Origin of the sequence: Streptomyces barringtoniae, assembly GCF_020819595.1 — a bacterium.
In the GTDB taxonomy this organism is placed as follows: domain Bacteria; phylum Actinomycetota; class Actinomycetes; order Streptomycetales; family Streptomycetaceae; genus Streptomyces; species Streptomyces barringtoniae.
In genome coordinates, this window is record NZ_JAJHNP010000014.1 from 193,170 (window position 1) to 207,391 (window position 14,222).

A 14,222-nucleotide genomic window follows, 5' to 3' on the forward strand; every position below is an offset into this window, starting at 1 on the left:
GATCGGCCAGCGGGGTCAGCCCTGCCGAAGAGGGTGGCGTAGCCAGATGACAGCTGGCTGATGATCTGGTTCAGTTCGCCGCCGGAGACCGCGTCGGCCAGGGTGGACAGCACCGCGCTGGCGTCCCACCCGGCCGTACGGGGACGAGCGCCGGTGCGCTCGGCGACGCGCTGGCAGAACTCCTCGACCCCGAAACTCTCCGCCTGCCCTGTCCGTCACCCTTGAGGGGCGCGCCGAGCGGTTCGGGTAGCTGTGCGGCGACGTCAGACGCCTCTCCCGGGGTGATCCGCTGCGCAAGGACCTCAAGTACCGCAGTGGTGATCTTCGCGGCCTCCTCCTGGCTACGTGCCGTGATGCGCCGAATGATGAGTAATAGGTCTACCGGGCAGGGACACTCCCGGAACGCGGCCGACCGTCGCTCGCCACATCAAGGAAAGAAGCGCCCGGTATGGAGGTCGTTGTGACAGCCCATCCGGATCCCTTCACCGGCTCGTGAGCCCCGGTGAGCGTCACGGAGGTGGACGGCTGCGCCATCCTGCGCTTTGCCGGCGAGCTGACCGCTGACAGCGTGCTGGACTTGGAGCAGCAGCTCCTCGATGTGCGTCTTCCTCAGGTCCGCGAGTGGGTGCTGGACATGAGTGACCTCACCAGCATGGACTTGACCTGTGCCTATGCTCTGCTGCGAGCGGCCACTCGCGTTCCGGCAACTACTACGGTCCGGGTACGCAGCGCACGGCGCACCGTCCAACGCATGCTGCAGCACGCCGGTGTCGATGCGCTCGCCGCCATCGAGGAGCCCCTGCCCCCTGCTGCTGCCGCCGCCGCCGTCTCACGCACTTGCCGCAATGGTCACCGAAGCGGCCGCGTCCAGCTCGCCGGTCCCACTGTGCTCCTGCACGGTGGAAGCCGAAAGCCGATCCTCTCCCCGAGGCCGAGGATGGGCAGCGCAAGGGCGGCCGGCGCTTTCGCCGCATGAGCCGGCCGCCCCTTCTTCTCGCTAGCCCGGTCCGCCACCGGTTCCGGCCGATGCCGCCCGGCTTGCATCAAGTCGGCGTCATTCCCGACCGCCGGGGCGGACCAGATGAGTCAGCGTCACGCCTGCCGGGCCGGCTGGGTGGCTTTAAGGATCGTGTGGGCGATCAGTTCGGGCGCGTCCAGCATGGGCACATGTCCGCAGCCGGGCAGCGGCACCAGTCGTGCCTGAGGGATCATGGCGCGGGCCCGGGCCGCCTGCCGCGGTGGCAGGATGCGGTCGCGGGTGCCCCAGGCGATGGTGACCGGCACATCGGGGATGTCACCCGTGAACAGGCCGGGTGTGCGTCCGGCTCGCAGCGTGGCCTTGAAGGCCGGTGTGTGCTGCAAGGTCCGCAGGGCCGCGGCCACGGGCTGCGGCGGGCATGCCTGCGAGCGATCGTACAGGGTGCCGGTCAGCACGGCACGGGCAGGCGCGGTGCCCACCAGGGCCTCAAAGGCCGGCTCGGGCAGCAGGCGTACACCGTAGTGGGTGGCATGGAGGACGGCGTAGGTGTAGCGGCGCTCGGCGGGGGTCCAGAACCCGGCCGGGGCCAGCGCGGTCACGCTTCGGGCGAGCCCTGCCTGCCCCAGGTGCAGAGCGATCAGTCCGCCCAGCGAGGGGCCGACCACGTCCGGCCGCTCGACGCCCAGGGCGGTGAACACCGAGCCCAGCCACAGCATGGCCGTCTCCAGGTTGCGGGGAACGCCGGGGTCGAGGTCGGGAGCCTGCCCGAAGCCCGGCAGGTCCATCGCGATGATCTCACTGCTGTCGGTCAGCAGCGGGATGACCGGGTCCCAGGTCTGCTGGTGGCATCCCAGGCCGTGCACCAGCACGACCGGTTCACCGGACCCCTGCGCTCATACGCCACCCGTCACCGGGCCCAGGCCGGTTGCCTCGCCCTGGACGTACCAGGCCGACCGTGGCTCCAGCAGGAGGCGGCCCCGTTCACCGTCGGCCCCATCGGTAGCGGGAGTCTTCAGACGGCGCAGGCACGCCGCGACCCGTGCTGCCCGGTCACCGCCGTGGCCGGCAGCCGACGGGAGAGCAGATACCCAAGCCATCGTCGTGCGCCTCGCACACCACGTGACATTGACTGCCGTCACAAAGGCGACACCGCCCACGCAGTGCCGCAGCAGTGTCAACCACGAATGACACGGGTGTATTTCCGCGCGACCGCGTCGCACGCCGGGAGCGCGACTCAAGAACGAAGGAGCCGCGCCGCTCGCGACGGTGTGGCCTTGGAAGCGGGTGGGGCTCGGCGGGGCGCGGCAGTGCGGTCAGGGCCGGCTGGAGCTCAGCTGCTCGATGGCTTCCAGGACATGTTTGCGGCGGGCGTGCGTGCGCTCGTATCCCTCGAGAACGCGCAGGTCGGACTCGGACAAAGAGGGCAGGCGCCGCTCGATCTCCTCAACGCTGAGCTGGCTGAAGCCGACGATGGGCAGGCTTTCCTCGCTGCTGGCCGCGCCTTGGATCTGCTCGGCCGCGGCGGTCACTTCCGGCTCCTCCGCCACCGGCCTTTCGTCTTCGGGCCTCGGCCCGGGGCGTGCCGCGTGGCGCAGCCGGTCGGCGACAGCCCGCAGCGGGCGGGTGGCCGCATGGGCGAGGCCGCCGTTCGTCGTCTGTTCCACGCGGAAGCCGTCGCCTGCGGCGACCACGGTTCGGGCCTGCCGGGCGAGGCTGTCCTCGAGCAGTGCCAGCAGCTCCTGGTCCTTGCTGCGAAGTTCCTGCAGCAGGTGGAGGGTGGTGTCGTCCTGGGCCTGGTCGGCGAGGACCTCCCCGGCCAGAGCGCTGGCCAGGGCCCGGGCAGCAGCGGCGTACTCGTCCTCGGTGTTCCTCAGCAGCTGCTGGTCGTCGGCCGGCCCTCGGCCGTGCATCACCCCTGTCACCGTCTTCTGCCCGATGGTCAGCGGCAGCATGGCTGTTCTGAAGGTGGTGCGGGCGGCGAACCGCGCCATGTCGGCCGCGCTGCCGAGCAGGCCGCGGGGCCGCAGTCCGCGGACATGGCCTTCGATGCGGCGCACCCGGCCCTGCATCTCATCGGCCTCGCGCTCAAGCATCTGCCGGTGGGCGCCGGGCGGCGCGAGCGCCGCATCCGCCCACAGCCGGTCACACGCTGCGGCATGAGCGTGGCGAGCATCCTCCAGCACCGGTATCAAGGTCTGCGTCATAGCCATGGGAGGCTGCTCCCTTCATGCGGTGTCAGGCGGGTGATGAGCGGCTGCCCAGCCGGCCGTCCTCCTGCGGCTGAGCAGCCGGGATCATCCTGCGCGGACCGCGCGAAGATCACCCGCCTGGGAGCGCGCCCGCCCTGCGGGCCCCACGGCACAGGAGCCCGGCTTTACCCGCTGCCGCAGGTGCGGAGACAGTCTGCCGGCGGTTCCACCGTCCGGGTGAGGGCGCGTGTGACGGCCGAGTCGTCCTGGGCACCGCGCGGCCAGTCACGTACAGCCGTCATCGGCACGCCGTTGAAAGCCCCACTCGAATGTCCTGGACCGTCACAGGCTTCAGAGAGCGCGAACGCGCACCAGCCCCGAGGCTGAGCGCAGTCGCGGCCCCGGTACCTCGGGGCCGGTCCTCCGCCCCTACGATGACCCGATCCGTGATCAACGGTAAGCGCTGGCGCCGTTGACACAGGCGCGAGTCAGGACGACCGGCCCGGGTACTCCGGCTCCCCGCCGTCAGCGTCGAACATCTTGGTGAAGGTGGCACCGCACCGGCAACGCGAGTACTCGACCAGTTCCCCCTCTTCCGACACGCTCAGCCCCTGGCTGAGTCGCACATGCACATGATTACCCATGAGGAGCTGCCTTCCTTGACGTCTGTCGTCCGCCTCATCGTGGGCGCCGGCCGCTCACGCTGACAATGCCGCAGCTCACACAGTTCACGAGTGCGACCACGGCACTTCTCCATGTGGCCGCAATCCGGCCGTGCCGCGAAGCACCACCAGGAATAGCCTGAAAGTGACAGAAGGTACGTTCGTGCGGAGGTGAGGAGTAATGGCACTGCCTGCGCGACGCGGCGGGCCCCTGGCTGAACGGCGGTTCCCGGGCTGGGGCACGGATCCTCTCGCCGAGCTCAACGACCTCTTCGGCAGGATGGGCATCCTCCTGGAGTCCACCGCGGGCGGCGCCATGGGCCCCATGACGGAGGGCATGGCCTGGTCGCCGCTGGCGGACCTGTCGGAAACCGATGACGCCTACCTGGTCGAAGTCGAGGTGCCAGGCGTCAAGCGCGAGGACCTCGACATCGAGATGACCGAGCGCGAACTGACCATCACCGGCGAGTTCAAAGAACGCGAGCGCACCGGCATGCTGCGCCGCAGCACCCGCAGGACCGGCCGGTTCGAGTACCGCGCCGCGCTGCCCGGCGACATCAGCCCCGAGAACGTCGAGGCCACCCTCGACAACGGTGTGCTGACCGTCAAGGTACCGAAGGCGGAAGCCACCAAATCGCGCCGCATCGAGATCACGTCCGGACAGTGACCCCAGCTCGGACAGTGAGCCCTGCCCCCGTGCGGTGCGCGCCGTACGAGGGCAGGTGCGGGTTGGATGCGGTGACCGTCCCGGGCCGACTGGCCGATCAGGACGTATCCGTGGACGGATGCTCGGCTCGCGCGTGCGCCTGGGGATGGCCGGCGGCGTGCAGCATCGGTGCGGTGTGCCGTTCGGGGCGGTGTTCGCCTTCGGCCGGAACGCGGCTGCGCGGCCCTTCGGCGTCGGGCAGGGGAACGGGGCGGCGGGCCACGAGGCGCCCGACCCAGCGCCGACCGCAGTGTTCGCAAGGCGGAGCGCCCTGCGGCGTGTAGGGGGAGGAAACCGCCGTGTTGTCGCGGTAGAAGACCTCCCACTCGGCATCGAGGGCGTCCCGGTAGCGCTGCACGTCGTAGTCGACACTCCAGCGGTGCCAGCACGAGCCGCAGATGAACTCGACTCGTTCGACGGCAAGTTCAGTGATCACGGCAGGGCACCTCCCATCCGGCTGGCGACTGTGGTCCGGGGCGCTGTGAGCGCGGCCTCGAGGGAGGGGTAGACGGGCAGGGCCTGGGGGAGTCCGCTGTCGCGCAGGAGCCGCTCCACCCGCCCTTCGGGGCATACCAGGCGTAGCTCTCCCTGCTCTCCCTGGTCCTCCTCCAGCATGGCCCGGACGGACATCAGGGCAGCCAGGCCGCCGGTGTCGGCCCAGGTCCGCTCGGACAGGTCCACGATCAGGTCGAGCAAGTGCCGGTGCTTGGCGGTGACGGCGGCCACGTAATCACACAGCTCACGGGCCGTGGTGGTGTCCAGGGCTCCTTTGATCTCCGTCACGGCCCAGCCGTTCTCCCAGTGGGAGGCGAGGAACACAGCCATGCTCCTCACTCCTGCCGCTCAGCGCCCGCCGTGGCCCGCCGCACGACGTTCAGGGTGCGGAGGCCCACGGTCATGTCGTCGATGCTGCGGTCTGCTGTTGTCTACCTGCATTCACTCCTTACATGTCACTTCTTCCGCTTGCTTCCCACGGGGCGGGATGCCAGCTCTCGATCTGCTGTGACTCCGCGCCCTTCCGGCCGATCTCGATGGGGCGGGGCTTGGCCTCTTCCGTCACCGGGATCTTCACGGTGAGCACGCCGGCGTCGTAGTGGGCGGTGATCTTCTCAGGGTCGAGCGAGTCGCCCGGCGGAAGCTGGCGACTGAAGACGCCGTGGGGCCGCTCGGCGACGAGCAGGTCGGCCTCCGTGGTGTCCGGGCCGGGCCGCTCGGCTCGCACGGTCAGCATGTTGCGCTCCACGTTGAGGTCCACGGGTGTCGGGATCGACGCCGGGCAGGTCGAAGTGGACGACGAAGGCGTCGCCGCTCTGATAGGCGTCGATCGGCATGACGGCCGGCCGTGCCAGGGAGCCGAACATCTGCTGGGTTAGCCGGTCGAGGTCCCGGAAGGGGTCGGTGCGGATGAGCGCAGCCATCGTGCAGCTCCTTCCACCTGGCGGTCCGCCCATTCCGGGCTCAGGGAGTCCGGAATGCCTCCGAAACCCCATATACCTCCCCTCATCAAGCCTTGACAAGATGAGACTCAAGTTTTATCTCAGGAATTGAGGCAAGTAAGGGTGAAGTCGCAGCTCGCAGTGGGCGAGGAGGTGGCGGGATGCCGGCGCGGGACCAGGGTGGAGACCTGTATGCGGTGCTGGGGGTGGAGCCCTCGGCGACAGCCGAGGTGATCACCTCTGCCTTCCGCGCCCGGGCGCGGGAGCTGCGCCCCGACACCCGCGTGGATGCGGTCACCGCCGAACGGTTCGGCGAGGTGCGGTCGGCGTACGAGACGCTCCGCGATCCGGTCCTGCGCGCGGCGTACGACCAGACGTACCAGCGGACGGCCGAGCGGACATACGAACCCGGCCCTGTCGTCGCGCGGCCGGTCCGGCCGGCGCCACGTTACCTCGTGGTGCTCGGGGTCGTGCGTCCCGAGCCTGCGCTGCGGGCCGGTCCCGTCCGGTGGGAGCCGGCATCCCGATGAAGCCCCGATCGCAAACGTGAAGCAGAGGATGGTGAGGAGGGAGAAGCAGATGGCGCGCTCGGTTGGTATCGACCTGGGAACGACGAACTCGGTGGTCTCGGTCCTGCAGGGGTTTTGCTGCGCGACCGGGCCGGCCGCACGATCGAGGCCGAACCACGAGCATGCCCGCTGCTGAACGGCAAGGGCGACGTGCAGTGGTTCCTGCAGGCGTCCGTGCCCCAGGAGAGCGACGGCGCCGCCCTCGCACTGCAGCGCAGCCTGCTGCAGCACCGCCTCCCCGCCCAGCAGGCGCTGGAGACAGCCGCCCGCTACCTGCCCGCCGATCCCCACGCCGGCGTCGGGGGGACTGGTTCGACGTCATCGCCCTGTCCGGCGCACGGATGGCACTGGTCGCCGGCGACGTCGCCGGCCACGGCCTGAACGCCTCCGCGGCCATGGGACGGCTACGCACGGCGGTGCGCACCCTCGCCGATGTCGACCTGCCCCCGGACGAGCTGCTGTCCGACCTCGACGACCTCATCCTCGACGAAGTCAGGGACGGCACCGAGATGGCCGGGGAGATCGGCGCGACCTGCCTGTACGCGGTGTACGACCCGGTCACCTGCCACTGCACCCTGGCCAGCGCCGGCCACCCGCCGCCCGCCGTGCTCACCCCGGATGGCACCGTCTGCTTCGTCGACGTCGAACCGGGACCGCTGCTGGGGGTGGGCGGCGCGCCCTTCGACGCCGTCGACATCGCCCTGCCGGAAGGCAGCCTGCTCGCGCTGTACAGCGACGGCCTGATCGAAGCCCGCGACCGCGACATCGACGCGGGCATGAAGGCTCTGCGCGAGGCGCTCGACCGGCCGGTGCCCTCCCTGGACGCCCTGTGCGACACCGTCCTGGAGACCCTGCTGCCCGACGGCCACGCCGACGACGTGGCACTCCTCATCGCCCGCACCCACGCGCTGGACGCCGCGCACGTCGCCTCCTGGAAGGTGCCCGCCGACCCGGCTGCCGTCGCACAGGCCCGCCGCGAGGCCGCAGCCCAGCTCAGGCGATGGGGGCTGTCCGATGCAGTGCCCACCACCGAACTGCTCGTCAGTGAACTGGTCACCAATGCCATCCGCCACGCCAGCGCCCCCATCGAGCTGCGCCTGATCCACGACGGCAGCCTGATCTCCGAGGTCTCCGACGCCAGCAGCACCTCCCCCCACCCGCGCCGCGCCCACATCCTGGACGAGGGCGGCCGCGGCCTGCTGCTCGTCGGACAGCTCTCCGACCGGTGGGGCACCCGCCACACACCCAGCGGAAAGACCATCTGGACCGAACAAGAACATCCGCTTCGCGCCACCACGGCCCCGGACACGGACGCCAGCGGGCATCCGCCGGTGCCGGCCGCCTAGGGAGGACAGCATGCGACTCGAGTGGGACGCCTTCATCGCCGCAGTCCAAGAACGCGGAGAATACCCGTCACAGGAGGAGGCGGAACGGGCCTCCCGGGTCGTGCTGGCCCTGCTGGGCGCTCACCTGGTGGGCGAGGTGCGCGCCGAGTTGGCCGCCCGGCTTCCTGAGACGCTTGCGTATGTCCTGCTCAACCCGCTCCAAGCACATGAACCGCTGCCGCCCGAGAGGTTCATCCGGGCGACCGCGGCCTGGATCGAAGGCGCCACGGAGAAGACCGCCACATGGGACGTCAGCGCCGTACTCAGCGTCGTGGCCGACAACGCGGGCGAGGACCTGATGAACCACATCCTGCTCCAGCTCCCGCCCGGCTACGACCTGCTCTTCGGACACCCGCGACCGAGCTGACCACCACCGGTCGTCAGCCGGCACCGGCGGACGCTGGGGCCTCCGGTGCACCGCTGTTCAGCGGTGCGTGGTGGTGGAGATCGAGGTTGATCAGGCGAGGCTGGAGTTCGGCCGTTACCGGCACCGACCGCGTGTCCGACGGGTTCGCGGGGACCTGACGCCCGAGCTGGTCGACGAAGAACGTTGATCGAGGAGGTGTGCTTGAGCGCTTCAATCGCTGGGTTTCGCCATGCGCCGCGCTCCCCTGGGTTCGGGGGCAGGCCTACCAGCTGATCGTGAGTATCCACACGCTGCCCAATGGCTGCCCCCAAGGTTTCAGAGGGCGTTTGATCTAGGTGGATTGCCCTTTATCTCCTAGTAAGTTCCTCGCCAGGTGGGTGTTGTCTCGTCCGTTATGCGCTTGGTGAGGTTGTCGATCGATGCGACGTGGATCATGGCTTCGGAGCTCGCAGGCAGGGTCTCGTAGTCTCGGGCGAGGCGCCGGTGGAGCATGATCCAACCAATACTTCGTTCGACAACCCAGCGCCTTTTAACAACGTGGAAGCCGCGAACTCCTGGGTTTCTGTTGACGACTTCGACGTCGATTCCGAGGCTGGCGCCGTGCTCGATGACGGAGTTCTTGAATCCCGTGTCGACCCAGCTCTTGGAGATGGTCGGGTAGGCCTTCTTGGCCTGGTTGAGGAGCTGGATTCCGACGGCGTTCTCGGAGAGGCTCGCGGCGGTGACGGTCACGGCGAGGATGAGTCCGATCGTGTCGGTGAGGATGCCCCGTTTCCTGCCGACGATCTTCTTTGCGGCGTCGGTTCCCTGGCTGGTCAGGGGCACGTTGGTGGAGGTCTTCACGCTCTGGGTGTCGATCACGGAAGCGGTCGGTTCGGGCTTGCGTCCTTCCTTCACGCGGGCTAGTCCGGTCAGGTCGTAGTTGAGCTGGGCGAGGATTCCCTCGTCGCGCCAGGCGGCGTAGTAGGCGTAGACGGTGCCGTGGTTGGGGAAGTCGTGCGGGAGGTATTTCCAGGGGATTCCGGTGCGGTTGATGTAGAGGAGTGCGTTGAATACGTCGCGCAGGTCGACCTTTGCCGGCTGCCCGGTGGGCCTGCGGTCGAGCCGAGCTTTTCTCCAGGCAGTCAACGTCGGCTCGATTAAGGCCCATCTGGCGTCGGACAAGTCGCTGGGGTACGGCTTCCGCTGGCTCACGCCGTAGCGTGTTCACGGATGCGGCGGACTGTGCTGTTCCGCTGCCGCTGGGCGTTTCTGCCTGATCTTCAAATCAGCCGGACTTCGCGCACGAGAACCGGACTAAACGGGCGACCAAGTTCACAGCTCGGCGAATGCGAGGGCGCGCGTATGGGGCAAACACCTCAAGCCTGACGGACACGAAAGTCACTTACCGATATAGATCATCTTTAAATGCCCACTCAGATGTCCGGCATGCCGACTCCTTCTTCGAGCCGGTCGACAAGGATCATCGCCATGTCGTCCGCCAAGTGGCCTTCGGTGTGGCCGATCAATGTGTGTTGCAGTTGCTCAAGAAAGTCTTTAGGGGTGGTGCTGAAGCTGATCGACTCCATGGTCTCCGGCAGAGGGAAGAAGTCGTTGACAGGGTTGCGGGCTTCGATCACGCCGTCGGTGTAGAGGAGTAGACGGTCTCCGGGGACGAACGGATAGCTCTCTGGTTTCTCGGGAGGGCTGGTGATCAGATCCTCCAGGCCCAGGGGCGGACGGGGGGAGGTGGGCATCAAAGGCTGAGTTCGGCCCTTGTGGAGTACCAGCGGGGGCGGATGGCCGCGGTTGACCAGTTGCACTACGGGTTCGTCGTTCGGCACCTGAGCGATGAGCGCGGTGGTGAATCCCTCCGTCAGGGCTTCCTCGGGAAAGGCGCCCGGCACGGCCGCCTCCCGGCGAAGTGCAGCCGCGCAGTGGTTCATGACCCCCACCAGGTCGTCCTCGTAATGTACGACCACCCGGAACGCGCCCAGCGCCACTGCGACAGCGCGCATGGCAGTCAGCCCCTTGCCGCGGACGTCCCCCACGATCATCCGGACGCCGTACCGCGTCTGCACGGCCTCGTACAGATCACCGCCGACCTGCGCCCCGGTCCCGGCGGCGAGGCACAGGCTGGCAGCGCGCACCGGTCCCAAACGCTCGGGGACTGGCCGCAGAATGACCTCCTGCGCGCACACGGCGATCCGGCGGACCTGGTCGAGCTCGCTCCTTCTGCACGCACGTACGACGCTGCTCGTGATGAAACCGGCGACGGAGACCAGAGCCAGAGCCAGGAAGTTGGTGTAGACCTGCAGGGTGCCCCATGCCTGGTTGTAGGTGGCTGTGGTCACGCTGACCGCCAGCGCGAGAGCCACTGCCAGAGCCGTGCCCCTGGGGCCCATCGTCACCGCCGCCAGCGCCGGCACCGCGGCGAGAAAGGGTCCGGTATAGATGAAGTGAGCGGGGGTGAGCTCGATGATCAGAACGGCCAGCGCGATCACAAACGGTACGCACTGCGCCAGTGCGAGCAGAGCCCTGCTTTGACTGCCCGCTCCTGCTCGAGAGGGTGAGCGGAAGAATGACACCACACATTCAGCCTGCCTCGCCGACGCTCTGGCGGCCTCCCAGGGGACCAGACTCCGCCAGGTGAAGCAGTGAGGCCGCCAACCTAGCCGCTGCTCCGTCGGCTGAAGCGCTCAGTCAGACACAAGAACATGAGACCTTCGCCAGCGTGGTGCGGTGCGGCACCGGCACCCGATCGTCAAACTTCTCCAGCACGTACTGGTGGATCATCCGCTCCTTGGTGGTCATGCTGACCTTCGAACGGTGCAGACACTCGGCATGGACGGCCCGGATCGCCTCGGTAATCGCCCGCCGACCACGCAGCGGCGGCGTCCACCGCCCGTCCGCCAGACCCATCAGGCCGTGCTCGGCGTACTGAGCAGCCATCCGCTTCAGCGTGCGCTCACTGATCCACTCCAGACCCAGTTGCTTGGCCTCCCGCCGATCCAGCCCCTTCAACTCGGCCACCTTCGCCCGCCGCCGCTCCGTCAGCGTCGTCGACTGCGGGTCGTACTCCGCCCGAGGTTCATCGGGCCGGGCCCAAAACCGGCTGCCGCTGCGATAACCGGTCTCCACCTCGAGCAGATGCGCCTGCCGGATCTCGGCCCGCGCCAGGTCATGGCCCTGCAGATCCTCGCTCTGCGGCCGCTGGCGCCCCTCAGTCATCGCCGCCTCCCCGCCGGGTAGATCCACGCGGCATCCCCCAGCGGCTGAGCAAGGTCCACCGCCAGCCGCCGGTGCCAGAGGAGATGAACGGCGTGCGCGCGGGCAACGGCCGGCAGCGACGTGGCATCCACCAGCTCCCCGAACCGCCGAGGCCGCTCCTGAACCAGCTCCAGAAGATCGCCATGCAGGCCGAGGCGGTCGGCCATCGGCCGACGCCGGGCGGACAGCGCATCCAGCCCGGCAGCGACATGACGGCGCCAGCCAGTCACCACCACGTAGCGCCATCCGGCCGCAGCCGCCGCCCGCTGCGCCGCTGCGAACTTCACGGCATCCTCATCCTTGATCAAATGAGCGGGCTGGACGTCGACCAGCACCGCCGTCCCCGGCAGCAGCACCAGGAAGTCCGGCGTGTGATCCTCACTGCCGTCGACAGTGGCAAACCGCAGCCGGAAGGGCTGGGAGAGCACCTCATCGACCTCACCCGTAAAATCCAAGGCCAGCAGCACACGGCGCTCGGCCAAGCTCTCGAAGCCATGCATCCGGCGTGACTGCGAGGTACTGCAACCCCGGGCGGTGCCTCTGGTGTGCTCGCCAAGTGAACTGACGTACCGGCGCCGAAGCCAGCGCGGGAAAGCCCGCCAGATCCTGGACCGGACAGATCACCTCAGCCTCAGACGCCTTCCACAACGCTGTCCAGCGCCGCCCCCAGCCCGAGCCCGTATCCAGACGAGCAGCCGCCTCCGCATCGACGGCGTAGCAGGTGGCGAGGTCATCCAGAGTGCAGCTATGCGACCACACCGGTGCCGACTCCGCAGCAGTCGTACGAACGGAAGCCTTCATGCACCCAGCACAGCCCGAGCAATTGGCATCCCGTACCACTTCCCGCGAATTCCCGCAGGTAGGAGAGCCGACCGCTACCCTGCGGGCCAACAGCACCGCGCAGAAGGCCCAACTACACCGCGCTCACGGCCCAGGTGAAGCGCTCGTGGGCCCCTGTGGTTGGCCCGTCTGAGCGGTGCTGTTGGCCTGCTGCGTGCGACTTTTCGAGTTGGGTGACACTTGGTGACCTAAAAGGCGGCGCCCGCTCGCCGTCACCACCACGCGCCGCAGCGCCCCAGCCATCTGCTGATCACTCAACCTGACCCGCCATCGCGTGGCGTGTGCGCAGGGATCTCACCTGTGGGCAGAATGCCCTGGTGCAGCCTCTGCCGGTTCCCTGCCCCGCGCACCTCATCCCGGATGCCACCGGCACCGACGTCTTCCACGACGTCTACCGCAACGCCATGGCGCACAACGCCGTATTCGTCGCCATCGAATCCGAAAAACGCCAGCGGTGGACCGTGAAAGCGGACACCCTCACCGCCGGCTCTGGCCACGCGGTCGCCGATACCGTCAACGAGGCCATCCGGGACGCGATCAGCCGCCTGGTCCACAGCCATGAGGTCGACCTGGACGCCTACGCGGGGCCGGTCTACTTCTTGATGCACGGCGTGCGCAGCGAAGAACGCGCCCGTGAACTCGCGGCCGCACTCCACGCCGCCCTCTATGGCAACCTGGAACCCCTGGCCCGCGCCGTCCCTCCCGCACCCTGACGCGCTCGCAACTCCCACGGCCGGCACCTGTGTGCACGCAGCGCACGGGCACGGGGCGGCTGCACCGCTGGGAGAACGCTGCAGCCGGGCGGGCGGCCCCGCAGGATCCGCGGACACAGCCCGCACCCGCGACATCGTCGACCCGATCACCCACGGTGGCGAGCCGGTCGGATCGCCCCCCACCAGGGATCAGGAGAGTGCCCAGAGCACGGCAGCCACGATATCCACCTCCCAAAAGATGACCAGGGTGACGACGAGGGCGATGATGAAGGCAAACAGTCCCAGCGCCTTCAGCGCCACCCTCAGGCTGTCCGACTGCGAGCGGTTCTTCCGCCGGTTGCGGCTGCCCGCGTAATTCTCGGCCTGCTCGAGCTTCTTCTTCGCCGAGTTGTACGCCTTGCGGTCGTACGGCCGCCCGTTGGCTTCGTTGACGGTGGGCCCTGCGGGAACGCCGGAATCCGCGCACGGTGAGCAGCGGCCGTGTCGGTGGGTAGTGAGCAATCGGTGGTTCTCCGCGAGCGGGGTCGGTGACACCACTGAATGAGTGACCGATCCCGGCATCGCCTCAGGTGGCGGCGAGGATGTCGAGGACCGAGATCACCGTGGCGCCGGGCTCCAGACCCTTCGGGGGATGCAGACCGTACGCCAGTTTCGCGGGGATGACGGCGAGGATCCGGCTGCCGACCCGCTGGCCGACCAGGGCGCGGTCCCACCCTGGGATGACGTTGCCCCGGCCGATCACGACCGTCAGCGGGCCGCCGTCCGCGTGGGAGCTGAGGAAGAGCTCGGCCTGGTCCTTGCCGCGGGCGGGCTCCCATGCGGCCGAGGAATGCTGGAGGACCAGGGTCTGCCCGGCCTTCACCACCGGGCCGGTGCCGTCCACCAGGCGCTTGATGACCAGGCCCTTGGGGGCCGCCTGGTCGGGGACGGTCAGGGTTGCGGTGCCCTCGCCCTTGTTCATGCCTCCCTCGGGCAGCGCATTGGAGACCGAGTGCTGCTCGCCGGGGACGAGGGCGTGGGCGCCGATGACGTTCAGGATGTCGACGGCGAACACGACGGTGTCCTTGCCGGTGACCCCGAGCTCGGCGCTGCCGGTCGTCCCGTAGCTTTACGGCCGACACGAACGG

At 68.6% G+C, this 14,222-nt stretch carries 16 protein-coding genes and 3 pseudogenes; 6 read left to right on the top strand and 13 right to left on the bottom strand.

The features are described from left to right. Window positions 1-8: 8 nt before the first annotated feature. Window positions 9-367 (bottom strand): annotated as a pseudogene (locus LMU33_RS25480) (DUF2267 domain-containing protein); the annotation flags it as partial. Between the two features lie 135 nt (window positions 368-502). Between LMU33_RS25480 and LMU33_RS25485 the strand changes: the two are divergent. Next, window positions 503-976, top strand: coding sequence for an STAS domain-containing protein (locus LMU33_RS25485; protein WP_228622917.1), 474 nt, complete (start codon window positions 503-505; stop codon window positions 974-976). A 116-nt stretch (window positions 977-1,092) separates the two neighbouring features. Here LMU33_RS25485 and LMU33_RS25490 read toward each other — a convergent pair whose 3' ends face one another. The 3 genes from LMU33_RS25490 to LMU33_RS25500 form a co-directional block, all read right to left on the bottom strand. Next, window positions 1,093-1,848: an alpha/beta fold hydrolase gene (locus LMU33_RS25490; RefSeq protein ID WP_228622918.1), complete on the bottom strand. Its 756-nt coding sequence runs from the start codon at window positions 1,846-1,848 to the stop codon at window positions 1,093-1,095. 444 nt (window positions 1,849-2,292) lie between these two features. Continuing rightward, on the bottom strand, window positions 2,293-3,189 hold the full coding sequence (locus LMU33_RS25495; protein WP_228622919.1) for a hypothetical protein: 897 nt from the start codon (window positions 3,187-3,189) through the stop codon (window positions 2,293-2,295). Between the two features lie 467 nt (window positions 3,190-3,656). Then, window positions 3,657-3,812, bottom strand: a complete 156-nt coding sequence (locus LMU33_RS25500; protein ID WP_228622920.1) for a hypothetical protein — start codon at window positions 3,810-3,812, stop codon at window positions 3,657-3,659. Between the two features lie 199 nt (window positions 3,813-4,011). On the opposite strand from LMU33_RS25500, the gene LMU33_RS25505 reads away from it, so the two are divergent. Beyond that, complete coding sequence (locus LMU33_RS25505; RefSeq protein WP_228622921.1) at window positions 4,012-4,497, top strand: Hsp20/alpha crystallin family protein; 486 nt, start codon at window positions 4,012-4,014, stop codon at window positions 4,495-4,497. Window positions 4,498-4,594: 97 nt separating this feature from the next. Here the strand turns inward: LMU33_RS25505 and LMU33_RS25510 are convergent, their stop codons facing one another. From LMU33_RS25510 to LMU33_RS25520, 3 genes and pseudogenes are all read right to left on the bottom strand, one after another. Next, window positions 4,595-4,972 (bottom strand): hypothetical protein, encoded by a 378-nt coding sequence (locus tag LMU33_RS25510; protein ID WP_228622922.1) that lies wholly within the window; start codon window positions 4,970-4,972, stop codon window positions 4,595-4,597. Continuing rightward, complete coding sequence (locus tag LMU33_RS25515; protein WP_228622923.1) at window positions 4,969-5,361, bottom strand: STAS domain-containing protein; 393 nt, start codon at window positions 5,359-5,361, stop codon at window positions 4,969-4,971. Before LMU33_RS25515 ends, LMU33_RS25510 begins: the two co-directional genes overlap by 4 nt. Before the next feature lie 118 nt (window positions 5,362-5,479). Then, a pseudogene (locus LMU33_RS25520) lies at window positions 5,480-5,954 on the bottom strand (Hsp20/alpha crystallin family protein). Between the two features lie 179 nt (window positions 5,955-6,133). On the opposite strand from LMU33_RS25520, the gene LMU33_RS25525 reads away from it, so the two are divergent. The 3 genes and pseudogenes from LMU33_RS25525 to LMU33_RS25535 all read left to right on the top strand — a co-directional run bounded on the left by LMU33_RS25525 (window position 6,134) and on the right by LMU33_RS25535 (window position 8,293). Next, window positions 6,134-6,502 (top strand): J domain-containing protein, encoded by a 369-nt coding sequence (locus LMU33_RS25525; RefSeq protein WP_228622924.1) that lies wholly within the window; start codon window positions 6,134-6,136, stop codon window positions 6,500-6,502. Window positions 6,503-6,739: 237 nt separating this feature from the next. After that, a pseudogene (locus tag LMU33_RS25530) lies at window positions 6,740-7,887 on the top strand (SpoIIE family protein phosphatase); the annotation flags it as partial. 10 nt (window positions 7,888-7,897) lie between these two features. Then, window positions 7,898-8,293 carry a DUF2267 domain-containing protein gene (locus tag LMU33_RS25535; RefSeq protein ID WP_228622925.1) on the top strand — a complete coding sequence of 132 codons (396 nt, stop codon included), beginning with the start codon at window positions 7,898-7,900 and terminating at the stop codon, window positions 8,291-8,293. A gap of 354 nt (window positions 8,294-8,647) precedes the next feature. Here LMU33_RS25535 and LMU33_RS25540 read toward each other — a convergent pair whose 3' ends face one another. The 4 genes from LMU33_RS25540 to LMU33_RS25555 all read right to left on the bottom strand — a co-directional run bounded on the left by LMU33_RS25540 (window position 8,648) and on the right by LMU33_RS25555 (window position 12,042). Further along, a complete protein-coding gene (locus tag LMU33_RS25540; RefSeq protein ID WP_228622926.1) occupies window positions 8,648-9,487 on the bottom strand; it encodes an IS5 family transposase in 840 nt (279 codons plus the stop codon). A gap of 221 nt (window positions 9,488-9,708) precedes the next feature. Continuing rightward, window positions 9,709-10,776 carry a PP2C family protein-serine/threonine phosphatase gene (locus LMU33_RS25545; RefSeq protein ID WP_308280806.1) on the bottom strand — a complete coding sequence of 356 codons (1,068 nt, stop codon included), beginning with the start codon at window positions 10,774-10,776 and terminating at the stop codon, window positions 9,709-9,711. Window positions 10,777-10,975: 199 nt separating this feature from the next. After that, window positions 10,976-11,503 carry a hypothetical protein gene (locus LMU33_RS25550; RefSeq protein WP_228622927.1) on the bottom strand — a complete coding sequence of 176 codons (528 nt, stop codon included), beginning with the start codon at window positions 11,501-11,503 and terminating at the stop codon, window positions 10,976-10,978. Further along, window positions 11,500-12,042: a TnsA-like heteromeric transposase endonuclease subunit gene (locus tag LMU33_RS25555; protein ID WP_228622928.1), complete on the bottom strand. Its 543-nt coding sequence runs from the start codon at window positions 12,040-12,042 to the stop codon at window positions 11,500-11,502. Before LMU33_RS25555 ends, LMU33_RS25550 begins: the two co-directional genes overlap by 4 nt. A gap of 657 nt (window positions 12,043-12,699) precedes the next feature. On the opposite strand from LMU33_RS25555, the gene LMU33_RS25560 reads away from it, so the two are divergent. After that, window positions 12,700-13,095, top strand: coding sequence for a hypothetical protein (locus LMU33_RS25560; RefSeq protein ID WP_228622929.1), 396 nt, complete (start codon window positions 12,700-12,702; stop codon window positions 13,093-13,095). A 189-nt stretch (window positions 13,096-13,284) separates the two neighbouring features. Here LMU33_RS25560 and LMU33_RS25565 read toward each other — a convergent pair whose 3' ends face one another. Both LMU33_RS25565 and LMU33_RS25570 read right to left on the bottom strand, forming a co-directional pair. After that, window positions 13,285-13,632 carry a hypothetical protein gene (locus LMU33_RS25565; RefSeq protein ID WP_228622930.1) on the bottom strand — a complete coding sequence of 116 codons (348 nt, stop codon included), beginning with the start codon at window positions 13,630-13,632 and terminating at the stop codon, window positions 13,285-13,287. Window positions 13,633-13,660: 28 nt separating this feature from the next. Beyond that, window positions 13,661-14,149, bottom strand: a complete 489-nt coding sequence (locus LMU33_RS25570) for an FKBP-type peptidyl-prolyl cis-trans isomerase (protein WP_228622931.1) — start codon at window positions 14,147-14,149, stop codon at window positions 13,661-13,663. Window positions 14,150-14,222: the final 73 nt, after the last annotated feature.

Coding starts and splice junctions, on each gene's coding strand:
- LMU33_RS25495 (WP_228622919.1), bottom strand. CDS start 3,189: ATGGCTATGACGCAGACCTTGATACCGGTGCTGGAGGATGCTCGCCAC.
- LMU33_RS25555 (WP_228622928.1), bottom strand. CDS start 12,042: ATGCATGGCTTCGAGAGCTTGGCCGAGCGCCGTGTGCTGCTGGCCTTG.
- LMU33_RS25515 (WP_228622923.1), bottom strand. CDS start 5,361: ATGGCTGTGTTCCTCGCCTCCCACTGGGAGAACGGCTGGGCCGTGACG.
- LMU33_RS25550 (WP_228622927.1), bottom strand. CDS start 11,503: ATGACTGAGGGGCGCCAGCGGCCGCAGAGCGAGGATCTGCAGGGCCAT.
- LMU33_RS25535 (WP_228622925.1), top strand. CDS start 7,898: ATGCGACTCGAGTGGGACGCCTTCATCGCCGCAGTCCAAGAACGCGGA.
- LMU33_RS25505 (WP_228622921.1), top strand. CDS start 4,012: ATGGCACTGCCTGCGCGACGCGGCGGGCCCCTGGCTGAACGGCGGTTC.
- LMU33_RS25500 (WP_228622920.1), bottom strand. CDS start 3,812: ATGGGTAATCATGTGCATGTGCGACTCAGCCAGGGGCTGAGCGTGTCG.
- LMU33_RS25525 (WP_228622924.1), top strand. CDS start 6,134: ATGCCGGCGCGGGACCAGGGTGGAGACCTGTATGCGGTGCTGGGGGTG.